Source organism: Pseudomonas sp. 58 R 3 (assembly GCF_900006605.1).
Taxonomy (GTDB): domain Bacteria; phylum Pseudomonadota; class Gammaproteobacteria; order Pseudomonadales; family Pseudomonadaceae; genus Aquipseudomonas; species Aquipseudomonas salomonii.
This window is the reverse complement of record NZ_CVTT01000030.1, coordinates 18,907-32,342: the sequence shown is the minus strand read 5'-3', so window position 1 is coordinate 32,342 and position 13,436 is coordinate 18,907. Positions and strand designations below refer to the sequence as shown.

Annotated in this window: 13 protein-coding genes; 10 read left to right on the top strand and 3 right to left on the bottom strand. The window is 60.6% G+C overall.

Annotated elements, in window-relative coordinates; translation table 11 throughout:
- Positions 1–153 precede the first annotated feature (153 nt).
- The gene (locus BFP92_RS04250; protein ID WP_065912045.1) at positions 154–1,602 is read left to right on the top strand and encodes an alpha/beta hydrolase family protein; all 1,449 of its coding nucleotides are present in this window, start codon (positions 154–156) and stop codon (positions 1,600–1,602) included.
- Positions 1,603–1,746: 144 nt separating this feature from the next.
- On the opposite strand, the gene BFP92_RS04245 is transcribed toward BFP92_RS04250, so the two are convergent.
- Together BFP92_RS04245 and BFP92_RS04240 are read right to left on the bottom strand one after the other, a co-directional pair.
- A complete protein-coding gene (locus tag BFP92_RS04245; RefSeq protein ID WP_065912044.1) occupies positions 1,747–2,289 on the bottom strand; it encodes a DUF924 family protein in 543 nt (180 codons plus the stop codon).
- A gap of 186 nt (positions 2,290–2,475) precedes the next feature.
- Positions 2,476–3,081 (bottom strand): LysE family translocator, encoded by a 606-nt coding sequence (locus tag BFP92_RS04240; protein WP_065912040.1) that lies wholly within the window; start codon positions 3,079–3,081, stop codon positions 2,476–2,478.
- A 131-nt stretch (positions 3,082–3,212) separates the two neighbouring features.
- Between BFP92_RS04240 and BFP92_RS04235 the strand changes: the two genes are divergently transcribed.
- The 4 genes from BFP92_RS04235 (at position 3,213) to BFP92_RS04220 (ending at position 7,848) form a co-directional block, all read left to right on the top strand.
- Positions 3,213–4,856 carry a sensor domain-containing diguanylate cyclase gene (locus tag BFP92_RS04235; protein WP_065912039.1) on the top strand — a complete coding sequence of 548 codons (1,644 nt, stop codon included), beginning with the start codon at positions 3,213–3,215 and terminating at the stop codon, positions 4,854–4,856.
- A complete protein-coding gene (locus BFP92_RS04230; protein ID WP_065912038.1) occupies positions 4,856–5,305 on the top strand; it encodes a GNAT family N-acetyltransferase in 450 nt (149 codons plus the stop codon). Before BFP92_RS04235 ends, BFP92_RS04230 begins: the two co-directional genes overlap by 1 nt.
- A gap of 172 nt (positions 5,306–5,477) precedes the next feature.
- A complete protein-coding gene (locus BFP92_RS04225; RefSeq protein ID WP_065912037.1) occupies positions 5,478–6,575 on the top strand; it encodes a carboxynorspermidine decarboxylase in 1,098 nt (365 codons plus the stop codon).
- Between the two features lie 28 nt (positions 6,576–6,603).
- Complete coding sequence (locus BFP92_RS04220; RefSeq protein WP_065912035.1) at positions 6,604–7,848, top strand: saccharopine dehydrogenase family protein; 1,245 nt, start codon at positions 6,604–6,606, stop codon at positions 7,846–7,848.
- Between the two features lie 212 nt (positions 7,849–8,060).
- Here the strand turns inward: BFP92_RS04220 and BFP92_RS04215 are convergent, their stop codons facing one another.
- A complete protein-coding gene (locus BFP92_RS04215; RefSeq protein ID WP_065912033.1) occupies positions 8,061–8,840 on the bottom strand; it encodes an IclR family transcriptional regulator in 780 nt (259 codons plus the stop codon).
- A gap of 216 nt (positions 8,841–9,056) precedes the next feature.
- On the opposite strand from BFP92_RS04215, the gene BFP92_RS04210 reads away from it, so the two are divergent.
- The 5 genes from BFP92_RS04210 (at position 9,057) to BFP92_RS04190 (ending at position 13,279) form a co-directional block, all read left to right on the top strand.
- On the top strand, positions 9,057–9,839 hold the full coding sequence (locus BFP92_RS04210) for an ABC transporter substrate-binding protein (RefSeq protein WP_065912032.1): 783 nt from the start codon (positions 9,057–9,059) through the stop codon (positions 9,837–9,839).
- Entirely contained in the window at positions 9,836–10,504 is a 669-nt protein-coding gene (locus tag BFP92_RS04205) for an amino acid ABC transporter permease (protein WP_065912030.1), read from the top strand. Before BFP92_RS04210 ends, BFP92_RS04205 begins: the two co-directional genes overlap by 4 nt.
- Positions 10,501–11,253 carry an amino acid ABC transporter ATP-binding protein gene (locus tag BFP92_RS04200; protein ID WP_065912028.1) on the top strand — a complete coding sequence of 251 codons (753 nt, stop codon included), beginning with the start codon at positions 10,501–10,503 and terminating at the stop codon, positions 11,251–11,253. The genes BFP92_RS04205 and BFP92_RS04200 overlap by 4 nt, the downstream gene beginning before the upstream one ends.
- Positions 11,250–12,518: an NAD(P)/FAD-dependent oxidoreductase gene (locus BFP92_RS04195; RefSeq protein WP_065912026.1), complete on the top strand. Its 1,269-nt coding sequence runs from the start codon at positions 11,250–11,252 to the stop codon at positions 12,516–12,518. Before BFP92_RS04200 ends, BFP92_RS04195 begins: the two co-directional genes overlap by 4 nt.
- Before the next feature lie 425 nt (positions 12,519–12,943).
- The gene (locus tag BFP92_RS04190; protein WP_065912024.1) at positions 12,944–13,279 is read left to right on the top strand and encodes a DUF6124 family protein; all 336 of its coding nucleotides are present in this window, start codon (positions 12,944–12,946) and stop codon (positions 13,277–13,279) included.
- The last annotated feature ends 157 nt before the right edge of the window (positions 13,280–13,436 follow it).

Here is a 13,436-nt window from a genome sequence, read left to right as displayed (position 1 = left end):
AGATCGGCAGCCGGAAAGACAATGCGCGTTTTTTATGAGGGCATTCCTGGCAGGAATAGCCGCATTAGTGGCAAGATCATAGCTCTTTGCCACGCCACGAAGCCGTTCCGGCCTTCGCACCACTCACCCATAGCTTTCAAGGAAGATAAGCTTATGAAACAAGCAGTTGTCGTTATCCATGGCATCGGCGAACAGCGCCCGATGGACACCTTGCGCGGCTTCGTCGAAGCGATGATTCCCGCGGACACGCCCGATGGCACGCCGTTTTACTGGAGCAAGCCGGACCGGCTTTCGCGCAACTTTGACCTGCGTGTATTGAAGTCGTCGGGCCGCACCAGCACGGATTTCTACGAGTATTACTGGGCCCACAAGATGCAGGGCACCAAGGTTGGCCACCTGCTGGGCTGGTTGTGGGATATTTTCAAGCGCCCGCGCCGTGACATTCCCGAGGCCATCGTGCCGATCTGGCGCACCACGCGCTGGACGGTGACGGTGCTTGTGCTGCTGATTGCCAGCGGCACCCTCGCCACGGCCTGGGGCCGGTTCGACCACAGCGACAACCCCTTCGCGCTGGTGCCGCTGCTGCTCGGCGCCATCGGCCTGGGGCTGCGTTATTCCGCGCTGTCCTACCTGGGCGATGCGGCCCGCTACCTGAGCCCCAACCCGCAGAACGTGGTGGTGCGCGAACAGATCCGCGCCGATGGCGTCGCGTTACTGCGCGCCCTGCACAACAAGGGCGACTACGACCGCATCATCGTCGTCGGCCACAGTTTGGGCAGTGTGATTGCCTACGATATCGTCGGCTACCTGTGGCATGAACATCACGATCAACTGACCAAGGTGATCCCCAGCAACCGCGAGCTGGCCGACCGTTATGCCGAGCGCCAACCGCTGCAACCGGTGATCAACGAAACGCTGCCCAACGCCGGCGCCGCCCTCGACGGTAGCCTGGGCAGTGTCCTGAAATTTCGTGAACAACAGGCCCAAGCGTTTATCGAACAGCGTGGCCTGGGCAACCCCTGGCGCATCACGGATTTGGTCACGGTGGGTAGCCCCATGGCCCACGCCAGCCTGTTACTGGGCCGCAGCGTGAGTGACTTTAAAAAACGCATCGAGCGCCGCGAAGCGCCGGCCTGCCCGCCAACCGAAGACACCAAGGGCTACGGCTACAACGCCCGCCAGCCGGTGATGCTCGGGCAAAAACCGTTCACCCCGCAGTACCTGCACCACGCCGCGGCGTTTGCCGTGACGCGCTGGACCAACCTGTATTTCCCCGCGCCCTACGGCTTGTTTGGCGATATCGTCGGCGGCCCGGTCATGCCGGTGATGGGTGCAGGCGTGCTGGATTTACCCGTCACCGTGGGCACCTGGAAAGGCTGGCTCGCCCGCTCCTGGCTCAGCCACACCCGCTACTGGAGCGAACGCGGCGGTGCCCAGGGCTACCTCGGCACGCTCACCCAGGATGAACACGCGACCACCCATGGCCCGCGCCCCTCGGCCACCGAAGCACTGCGCTGGGCGGTCGACCTCAAGGGGCTGCGGCGCTTTCGTCCAGTGGGCGCCAAGGCAACCTTGGCGCCCGCCAGCGCCCAAGAAGCATGATCGTCCCCACGCTCTGCGTGGGAATGCCGCCCCGGACGCTCCGCGTCCCAAGTTGGCGCATGCCTTAAGCCTTGCGCAAGGCGACGCAGAGCGTCGCTGGATGCATGCCCACGCAGAGCGTGGGAATGATCACGCGACCGCCGCCTAGCCGGCGAAGCCGCCGGCCTTGAGAAACTCGTGCTCGAGTTCGGTGGTTGCCCTGGCCAGCACCGCGTTGCGATGGGGAAACCGCCCAAACCGTTCAATGATATCGGCGTGCTCCTTGGCCCAATGGTAGGTGCCGGCGTCCAAATGCTGGTTCAAGGCCAGCGAACGCTGCTGGTCCGCCGGGTCTTCGGAATGTTCAAACGGCAGGTAACAGAAGGCGCGCAGTTGGGGCTCGATCTGTTGATCCAACCCGGCCTCTACCGCCCGCCGCGCATACAGACGTGCCAGCGGGTCGGTGGCGAACATATGCGCGGTGCCGCGAAACGCATTGCGCGGGTATTGATCCAGCAAGATCAGCAACGCCAGCGCGCCCTGCGCCGACTCCAGCCAGCTTTCCAGCTCGCCTCGAGCGGCTTGCATATGCGTGGCGTGAAAGGTCTCGCGAAAGGCTGCGTCAAATGCGTCGTCCTTGGCGAACCAGCGTTTAGGCCCTGCCTGCTTCCAGAACGCGATCACCTCCTCGGCGGTTTGTTCGTTCATGCTCGTCATTGTTCTCTCCCACTCTTTAACGCAAAAAAAGCCCGGTAGATTTCATCATCGACGTCGGCGATATCCATTCAGTTTCCCACAAGCGCCGCGCAAGCTGGTGCGCGTTCGCACCTGTGGGTATTGAACGCCCTTGACGTCGGAGCCTGAGACTGCGCGCCACCGAGGCTGACCCACGGCTTAAGGTGTAAAGACGTGCAGGTAGAATGCGTGAAACATGAAATACGCACAGCCGGCCAGCGCCAGCCCCATGCAGCGGTTGAACCAGGTAAACGCCGCCGCCCCGTTGATCCGCCGCCCCAGCAGCGCGCCCAGCAAGGCGTACGCCCATGGCGCGCCGACCGCCCCCAGCCCCAGCAAGGCCGATACGCCAAAGATCGAGGCGCCGGTAATATGCGCCGCCGGCAACATCACGCTGGTAATCGGCAACACCGCGACGATGCCCTTGGGGTTGAGCAACTGAATCACCAGCCCATTCCAGAAGGTCAGGGTCCTGGCAGGCGAGCTTGAAGCGTCATCCACCTCGGTACGCGCGGTGAACACCTGGTACGCGAGGTACAGCGTGTACACGCCGCCAATCAACGAGATATACGGCAACGCCGCCTGGGAGATGATCGCTTCGCCGGTGTAGCCGAACAGCACGAACATCAACAGCATCGCGCACCCCACACCGATGTAGAAGCCGCTGGAGCGACGGAACTTGCCCGTGAGGCCGGCGTTCAGGCCCATCAGGTTGACGGGGCCGGGGCTGTACATGACGCTGAACGCGTAGAGAAAAATGTCCATGGGGAACCTGCAGTAGAAGAAGTCTGGCGAGTCTACTGAGGGGGGTGGTGCGCATTCTTGAACGTTTGTGGTTGTTCATCACCTCTGCACAACGACTATCATGTTTAAAATACCCACTCAAATGAGTACCCATGATCAACGCCAGCCTGCGCACTCACCTGACCTTATGGTTTGCCGGTTTGTCACTGCTCACACTGCTGAGCGTCGGGATCTACGTGGGCCATATCGCCACCGAACAGATGAAGCAGGCCAGCGGCAATGCCCTGCTGAGCACGGCGCGTTCCACCGCGGCCTTGCTCGCCGTGCAGCTGCGTGAACGCCAGCTGGAAGTGTCTTTGTTGAGCAAGGCGCCCCTGATGCGCAAGGGCAACCTGGATGCGCCGGACCTCCTCGCTCTGATGGAACTGCGCACCCAGTCACGGGCCGAATATGCCTGGATGGGTATCGCCGACGCCGAGGGGCATGTTCGTCAGGCGGTCAATGGGTTACTGGTCAACCAGTCGGTCAGCCAGCGGCCCTGGTTCCAGGCCGGCATGCACGGCGAATACACCGGTGACCCTCACGAAGCGGTATTGCTGGCCAAACTGTTGCCCAGTTCGGCCAACGGCGAGCCATTGCGTTTTATCGACTTTGCCGCACCTATCCGCAATGCCCAGGGAGAGACCATCGGCGTGCTGGGTGCGCATGCGCACTGGCGTTGGGTCACGCAGATCGTCGACTCGGCAGTGATGCAAAAAGACGCTATCCCTGATATCGAGGCCCTGATCGTCGACTTCGACGGCAAGGTGCTCTACCCCGAAAGCCTCGCCGGCGAGCAAATGCCGCCAGGCAAACTGATCACCCATTCCGGCTGGTGGGCCGGCAACGGCTACGTCACCGCCTCGGTCGCCGTGCCGAGCCCATCCAATGCGAACATGACCTGGTACATCATGGTCCGCCAGCCGCTGGACGTGGCCCTGCAACCGGCGCGTACGCTGCTGTATAAATTGCTGATACTCGGCGTGCTGGCAGCGGTCGCGTTCGTATTGGCGGCCTACTACCTCGCCGCCTCCCTCAGCCGGCCGATCGAACGCCTGGCCAAATCCGCCAGGCTCGTTCAGGAGCAGCAACCTGGCGCCGCGTTTGCACAGGAACACTCAGTGCTGGAGATCGCGCAACTGGGCCGTTCCCTCACTGGCATGACCCAATCGCTGCTGGCCAAGGAGCGCCAATTGCAAGAGGCAAACGCCACCCTGGAGGCCACCGTCGCCCAACGCACGGCCGACCTCACCCAGGCCAACGCCGACCTGCTCAACCTGGCGACCCACGACGCGCTGACCGGCGTCTACAACCGCCGCCGTTTCGACGAAAAACTTGCCGAGAACAGCCTGCTGTTCCAACGCACCGGTCGCACCTTCGCCCTGCTGCTGATCGACGCCGACTACTTCAAACGCGTCAACGATAGCTACGGCCACGCGGTCGGTGACGAGGTGCTGTGCCAACTGGCAGCCCTGATCGAAAGCAACACCCGCGCCACCGACTTTGTCGCACGCTATGGCGGTGAAGAATTCGCGGTGTTGCTGCCGGAAGTCGAAGAGCCGGACAGCCCTGAGGTGGTCGCCGAGAAAATCCGCGCGGCAGTGGCGGCGGCGACATTTGCAGCGGTGGGGCAGGTGACGGTGAGTATTGGCGTGAGCATCGCAGAGTCAGCCGACCGGGATTCCTCGGCGTTGCTCAAGCGTGCGGATATGCAGCTGTATCAGGCCAAGGGCGCGGGTCGCAATCGGGTGGCGTGATGGTTCCCTGCCAAGACTTTTCGATAAAACGCCTGGAAGATCTGCCCGAGCAGTTCCACACGCTGCACGCGCAGGCCGTCGCCGAAGGGTTCAGGTTCCTCACGCGGCTTGTCACCGAATGGGAAAACCGCACCACTCGGTTTGATCAACCCGGCGAGTGCCTTTTGGGTGTGTTTCGCCACGACCAGTTGGTCGCAATCGGCGGCGTTTCACGCGATCCGTATGCCACTCCCGACAACGGCCGAATCCGCCGCGTCTACGTCGCGCCATCGATGCGTGGGCAACATATCGGAAAAGCGCTGGTGCAACAGTTGCTGGCATTCGCCGCCATGCACTTTCAAACGGTGCGCCTGACGACAGATACAGCGCAGGGTGCAGCGTTTTATCTACAGTGCGGGTTTCACTCGGTAACTGATGACACCGCCACTCACGCCAAGTCAGTGCAGTGATTTGGCTCACCTGCAGCCACCGAAGACCGGCGTTGTAGCCATAAACAGTCATACTCAGACGCTACCCTTGGAAACCTGGCGCGCAAAATCCGCCCGCTAACCTTTCGATCTGATCCAAGTGCGGGCACAATGCGTGTCCTTTTTTGGCAGGCACCGCCGCAGGCTCTCAAAAATGATCAAAACGCCGTACTACCTCATCGATAAACAGAAGCTTCTGGTCAACATGCAGAAGATTGCTTACGTGCGCGAGCAGTCCGGCGCCAAGGCGCTGTTGGCGCTCAAGTGCTTCGCCACCTGGTCGGTGTTTGACCTGATGCAGGAATACATGGACGGCACCACCTCGTCGTCGCTGTATGAATTGAAGCTCGGTCGCCAGAAGTTCGAAGGTGAAGCGCACGCCTACAGCGTGGCGTGGGCTGACGACGAAATCGAAGAGATGCTGGAGAACTGCGACAAGATCATCTTCAACTCCATCAGCCAACTGCAACGTTTTGCCGAACGCAGCGAAGGCAAGACCCGCGGCCTGCGCGTCAACCCGCAGGTCAGCAGCTCCGACTATTTGCTCGCCGACCCGGCGCGCCCATTCAGCCGCCTGGGCGAATGGGACCCGGTAAAGATCGAAGGCGTGATCGAGCAGATCTCGGGCTTCATGTTCCACAACAACTGTGAGAACGGTGACTTCAACCTGTTCGACCAGATGCTCAACACCATCGAAGAACGCTTCGGTGCGCTGCTGCACAAGGTCAACTGGGTGAGCCTCGGCGGCGGCATCCACTTTACCGGTGAAGGCTATGCCATCGACGCCTTCTGCCAGCGCCTCAAGGCGTTCTCGCAGAAGTACGACGTGCAGGTGTACCTGGAACCCGGCGAAGCGGCGATCACCAACAGCGCATCGCTGGAAGTGACTGTGCTCGACACCCTCTACAACGGCAAGAACCTCGCCGTGGTAGACAGCTCCATCGAAGCCCACCTGCTGGACCTGCTGATCTACCGCCTCAACGCCAAGCTGGCGCCGAGCGAGGGTGAACACACCTACATGGTGTGCGGCAAATCCTGCCTGGCCGGGGACATCTTCGGCGAGTATCAATTTGATCGTCCGCTGGCCATCGGCGATCGGCTGTCGTTCATCGACACCGCAGGCTACACCATGGTCAAGAAAAACTGGTTCAACGGCCTGAAAATGCCGTCCATCGTAGTGAAACAACTCGACGGTACAGTCGAGGTGGTTCGTGAATTTGGTTACGACGACTACCTGTCCAGCCTTTCGTAAGCTGGCGGATAAAGGAGAGATAAAGCAATTGAAAAAGAACGTTCTTATCATTGGTGCAGGAGGTGTCGCCAAGGTGGTGGCCCACAAGTGCGCGCAGCACAACGACGAACTCGGTCGTATTGCTATCGCGTCGCGCAACATCTCCAAATGCCAGGCCATCATCGACAGCGTCAAGGCCAAGGGTAGCCTCAAGGTGCCTGCGGATATTAAAGCCTTTGCGCTGAACGCCATGGACGTGGAAGCGACCAAGGCCCTGATCCGCGAGACAGAGTCGCAGATCGTCATCAACGTAGGTTCCTCGTTCCTCAACATGTCGGTACTGCGTGCCTGCATCGACACGGGCGTTGCGTACCTGGACACCGCCATTCACGAAGAGCCGGGCAAGGTCTGCGAGACCCCGCCGTGGTACGGCAACTATGAATGGAACCACCTGGAAGAGTGCAAACAGAAGAACATCACTGCCATTCTTGGCGTGGGCTTCGACCCGGGTGTCGTCAACGCGTATGCCGCGCTGGCGCAGCAACAGCATTTCGACCGCATTGATTCGATCGACATTCTCGATGTCAATGCCGGCAGCCATGGCAAATACTTTGCCACCAACTTCGACCCGGAAATCAACTTCCGCGAGTTCACCGGGCAGGTGTGGAGCTGGCAGAACAGCCAGTGGACCAGCAACACCATGTTCGAAGTCAAACGCACCGACGACCTGCCGGTCGTCGGTTCGCAGAACCTCTACCTTACCGGCCACGATGAAGTGCACTCGCTGTCGAAAAACCTCGACGTGCCCAACGTGCGTTTCTGGATGAGCTTCGGCGAACACTACATCAATGTGTTCACCGTATTGAAAAACCTCGGCCTGCTCTCCGAAAAGCCGGTCACCACCGCCGAAGGCCTGGAAGTCGTGCCGCTTAAACTGGTCAAGGCCGTGCTGCCCGACCCGTCTTCGCTCGCCCCGGGCTACACCGGCAAAACCTGCATTGGTGACCTGGTCAAAGGCACCAAAGGCGGCCAGCCACGTGAGATGTTCATCTACAACGTGGCCTGCCATGAAGAAGCCTTTGCCGAGACCGACAGCCAAGGCATCTCCTACACCGCAGGCGTACCACCGGTGGCCGCTGCGCTGCTGGTCGCGCGTGGCGAGTGGGACGTGAAACACATGGCCAACGTTGAGGAACTGCCGGCTGAGCCGTTCCTGAAGGCGCTGGACGTGATGGGCTTGCCGACTCGGATTAAAGACGAGCACGGTGATCGGGCTTGGGATGCGATGGCCTGATCAGGTGATTGCTGACCGAACAAAAAAATGCGCCCTCAGGGGCGCATTTTTTGTTGGGGCTCACATAACGCTCAACGAAGAATGAAGATCAAAATGTGGGAGCGGGCTTGCTCGCGAATGCGGTGGATCAGCCAATACATGTATGACTGACACACCGCTTTCGCGAGCAAGCCCGCTCCCACATTGGATTGGCTGTGTTCTTGAGAATGGAGCTATTCAAGATTCCGCGCCGAATTACTCAATGCCCTTGAACACTGCAAAAGCGCCGGCGCTAGCTGCTTCTCCGCATCCGCCCGGCTCCACCGACTGGTCGGCGCCACCACATGCACCGCCGCCACCGGCCGGCCGTTGGCACCGAGCACCGGTGCGCCGATGGTCATGTCGCCCAGGAACAGCTCCTGGCCATTCACCGCGTAGCCCTGCTCGCGCACCTGCTGCAACGACTCCAGAATCCTGTCGACCTCAGTCAACGTTTGGCTGGTGTGCGCAATGCGCTGGCTGTTCTCGATCAACACCAGCGCTTCATCCACCGGCAAGGCACTCAAATACGCGCGCCCCGACGCCGTGCAGTACATCGGCACCCGTGAACCGATCGGCATGTGCACCGGCACAAAACCCGCACTGACAAAGCGTGCGATGTAGGTCATGTCCAGGCCCGCCGGCTCGGTCAGGCATGAAGTTTCGCCGGTCAAGCGCGTCAACTCCGAGAGAAACGGGTTGGCCACTTCGATCAGCGAATGCGCATCCAGATAACTGAACCCCAATTCCAGCACGCGGGGTGTGAGTTGGTAATGCCGTGTGCGCGAGTGTTTCCGAAGGTAACCCAGGCTTTCGAGGGTAAACACCATGCGCTGGGCCGAGCTTTTGGTCATGCCGGCGGCCTCGGCCACCTCTGCAAGGCTCATGCTGCGGCGCTGGGCGCTGAATGCCTTAAGCACCGACAGGCCCTTTTCCAAGGATTGGTTGTGCAAACTGTTGCGTTCTTCGGACATGGTGAGCTCAGGGGTCTGGTCGGTCGGGCGTGGCGATATTTCTACCTCATATCACAAAAATAGACCATTAAAAATCGCATATCGATACGAATGGTTCATTTTGTCGAATTTAGATAGCGATATACGATTTTTATGAATCGAAATGGCACAGAGCTTGCGGTTTCATCCGTAACCGCTTGCGGTACTGACGATCCGTTTTCCTTCTGGAGTAACCCGATGAACAGTCTTTCGCCCCTGTTTCGCCGCCTCGCCTTCGGTATATGCACCACGCTCGCCGTTACCGCCGTGCACGCAGAAAGTGCGTCCTCGTACAAAGTCGGTGCAACGGCCAGTGGCTCTCCGTTTACCTTCCTCGATATCAAGAGCAACAGCATCCAGGGCGTGATGGTCGATGTGGCTGAGGCAGTGGGCAAAGCCGGCGGGTTTACCAGCCGGATCGAACAGACCAACTTCGCTGCGCTGATCCCCTCCCTCACCTCCGGCAAGCTGGACTTCATCGCCGCCGGCATGCTCAAGACCGCAGAGCGCACCAAGGTGGTCGACTTCAGCGCCCCGGTGTACGCCTACGGTGAAGGCCTGATCATCAGCGCTGATGACAACGCCGCCTACCCCGACCTCACGCCCTTGAAAGATCAGGTGGTCGGCGTACAAGCCGGCACTGTCTTCTACGACCAGTTGAACAAACTGGGCATTTTCAAGGAAATCCGCACCTACGATTCTATCGGTGAGATGGTCCGAGACCTGTCCCTGGGCCGGATCAAAGCTGCCGTCGGTGACCAGCCAGTGGTGGCCTACCAGATCCGTCAGAAGCTGTTTAAAGGCGTAAAACTGGCCAGCGACTACACGCCCACCAATGTCGGCGAAGTGTGCCTGGTAGTGCGCAAGGGCGACGCCGCAACCCTCGAGCGCCTGAACAGCGCCATCGCCAGCATCAAGGCCGACGGCACCCTGGACAACATCCTCAAGAAGTGGGGACTTGATACCAAGGTGCGCCCATGAATCCGGCTGAATTCCTGCAAAACGCCCAGGACTTCCTGCCGATTCTGCTGCAAGGCGCCTGGGTGACCATTCAGATCACCGTACTGTCGTTCCTGCTCAGCAGCGCCATCGGCCTGGTGCTGGCGCTGCTCAAGTTGTCGCCGATCCGCGCGTTGTCGTGGGCGGCAAGCACCGTCATCAATGTGATTCGCGGCCTGCCTATCATCGTGCAACTGTTCTACATCTACTTTGTGCTGCCGGACATGGGCGTGCACCTCACCGCGTTCTACGCGGGTGTGATCGGCATGGGCATCGCCTACTCGGCATACCAGGCGGAGAACTTTCGCACCGGCATCATTGCCGTCGAACAGGGCCAGCGTGAAGCCGCCGAAGCGCTGGGCATGCGTTCGGTGTTGATGATGCGCCGGGTAATCCTGCCGCAAGCGTTTCGCATCGCGCTGCCGCCCTATGGCAACACCTTGGTGATGATGCTCAAGGACTCGTCCCTGGTGTCGACCATCACCGTCGCCGAGATGACCCGCCAGGGCCAATTGATTGCCTCGTCCACGTTCCAGAACATGACCGTCTACACCCTGGTTGCCCTGCTCTACCTGCTGATGAGCCTGCCGCTCGTGTATGGCCTGCGCCGCATGGAACAGCACCTGAGCCGGAGGAAAAAAGCATGATCGAGATTCGCCAACTGCAAAAACATTACGGCAGCCACCGCGTGCTGCACGGCGTCGACCTCGACGTGGCCAAGGGCGAAGTGGTGTGCCTGATCGGTCCGTCGGGTTCGGGCAAATCCACCTTGCTGCGCTGCATCAATGCGCTGGAAGCCTACGACGGCGGGGTCATCACGGTGTTCGGTCAGACCGTGCAGCGCGCCAGCAAAAGCGTGCACGCACTGCGCAGCCGTATGGGCATGGTGTTCCAGCGCTTCAACCTGTTCCCGCGCCGCACCGTGTTGGAAAACGTTATGGAAGGCCCGGTGTACGTCAAAGGCGAACCCTTGAAACAAGCCCGCGAAGAAGCCCTGGTGCTGCTGGAAAAAGTCGGCCTGAGTGCCAAGACCGACGCCTACCCGGAACAACTTTCCGGCGGCCAACAACAACGCGTGGCCATCGCCCGCGCTCTGGCGATGAAGCCTGACGCCATGCTGTTCGACGAACCCACCTCAGCACTGGACCCGGAACTGGTCGGCGACGTGCTGGCGGTAATGCGCACCCTGGCAGACGAAGGCATGACCATGATCGTGGTCACCCACGAAATGGGCTTTGCCCGCGAAGTGGCCGACCGCGTGTGCTTTTTGCATGGCGGTTACATCGTCGAAAGCGGCGCGGCCGAGCAGGTACTGGGTAACCCGCAGCACCCACGCACCCAGGACTTCCTGCGCCGCGTGCTGCACCCCATCGGTAATACGCGGAGCCTGTCATGAGGTCGTTGTGGTCAGCGACCGCGCCGTGCGTGGTGCCGACACCCGCGCTGGGGGCGTCGGTGAAAGTCGATGTGGCGATTGTTGGCGCAGGTTACACCGGGCTGTCGACCGCGCTGCATTTGGCCGAGCGCGGCGTGAGTGTGTGCGTGCTGGAGGCCAATGAGCCGGGCTGGGGCGCGTCGGGGCGCAATGGTGGGCAGGTCAACCCCACACTCAAATACGACCCTGAACATCTGATGCAGATGTACGGGCCTGAGCGCGCTGAGCCGTTGATTTCGACCGTCTCGAGTTCTGCGGATTTGGTATTCAAGCTGATCGAACGCCATAACATCGACTGCGCGCCGGTGCGCAAAGGCTGGATGCAGGTGTCGTACACACAAAAAGGCGTGGCCGGGCTGCATGCGCGAGCCGAGCAATGGGCGCGGCGTGGCGTGCCAGTGCAGCGTCTGGATGCGGCGCAGGTGGCTTCACGCATGGGCAGTGAGTCGTTTGCCGGTGGCTGGCTGGATGGCCGCGCCGGGGCAATTCAGCCACTGGCGTATGCGCGCGGGTTGGTGGGGGCGGCGTTGGCAGCGGGTGCACGCATTCATGGTCACAGCGCTGTGATCGGCCTGCAACGCCAGGGGTCCGGTTGGCAATTACAGACCGCCAACGGTGCGCAGGTGTCAGCCGATCAAGTAGTGCTGGCTACCAATGGCTACAGCGGTAACCTGTGGCCGGGCATGGCGCAGAGCATCCTGGCGGCCAACAGCTTTATCGTCGCCACCAAGCCGTTAAGCGGCAGCGCGGCCGAGAACATTTTGCCGGGCCAGGAAACCGTGTCGACCGCGCAAAGGTTGCTGTTGTATTTTCGCAAGGACAGCCATGGCCGTTTATTGATGGGCGGGCGCGGGCTGTTTAACGACCCCACATCGCCTGCCGACTTTGCGCACCTTGAACGCTCCCTGGCATTGCTGTTTCCGCAACTGGGGCCGCTGGAATTCGAGTACCGTTGGGCCGGGCGCATCGCGATCACACGGGATTTTATGCCGCATGTTCACCAGCCTGCGCCGGGGCTGACGCTGGCCTTGGGTTGTAATGGGCGCGGGATTGCGTTGTGTACCAGCCTGGGCCAGCAATTGGCGGCACGCTTGTGTGACAGCCAGGCGGAATTTGCCTACCCGGTGACGCCATTGCAGCGCTTGCCGATGCATGGGCTGCAACGGTTCTATATTGGTGCGGGTGTGGCGTGGTACAGCTTGTTGGACCGCCTCAACATCAGCTGAATGTAACGCCGCAGGTAGGCAAATATGAGAGCTGGCTTGCCTGCGATGGCAGTGATTCAGTCAATACATCCGGCACTGGAAGACCGCTTTCGCAGGCAAGCCAGCTCCCACAGATGCTCGCGTGCGTTCAGATATTTCCCACAAGGGTTTCAGGTTGTCGGTCGGACGTGCGCTGACTAATCTCTGCTTCGTCGCTGCCAATTCAGCGGCCGGATTTGACCGTCCGACTTTAAAGAGCAACTGCACCAACACCGATATTGGGCGTTTTTTTACGTCTGATGTATCGTGTCGCGGCAGCTGTACGCGGGATACCTTCGGGTATGCCGGATTTGCTTCTTTAGCCGGTCGGTCAACCCGCGTATAGCTGCCACCCTAATTCGTTTGACCGCGAAGCGTGGCAGCTCCATTTATAAAGGAGCTTTACCATGATCAAAGACAGCCCAAATCCCCCTGGCCAGCCAGACTACGACACCAGCACCCTGCACGAAGTGGCCTACCGTGCGATCACCCACTACCTCAACCCCGGCAAGCCCATCCCCGAACCCAGTGAAGGCATCTTCACCGTGCGCGCCGACCTGGGCACCGAAACCCTGCTGGTCAACGCCTCCCAGGACCTGGCGTCCATCAGCGATATCGCCAACCACTTGGCGTTTGAAATAGAAGGCTCCCAACGCAATGTCGCGCTGGGCATCTGCCGCATGCTCGAAGGCGTGCAGTTGCTGGTGGACAAAGCCCTGAACGTGGCCCACCCGGCAGCCTGAAGATCGTTCCCACGCTCTGCGTGGGAATGCCGCCCCGGACGCTCTGCGTCCCCAGCAACGTGACGCGGAGCGTCACAAGATGCATTCCCACGCAGAGCGTGGGAACGATCAATGTCGCGCTCGGCATATGCCGCATGCTCGAAGGTGTGCAACTGCT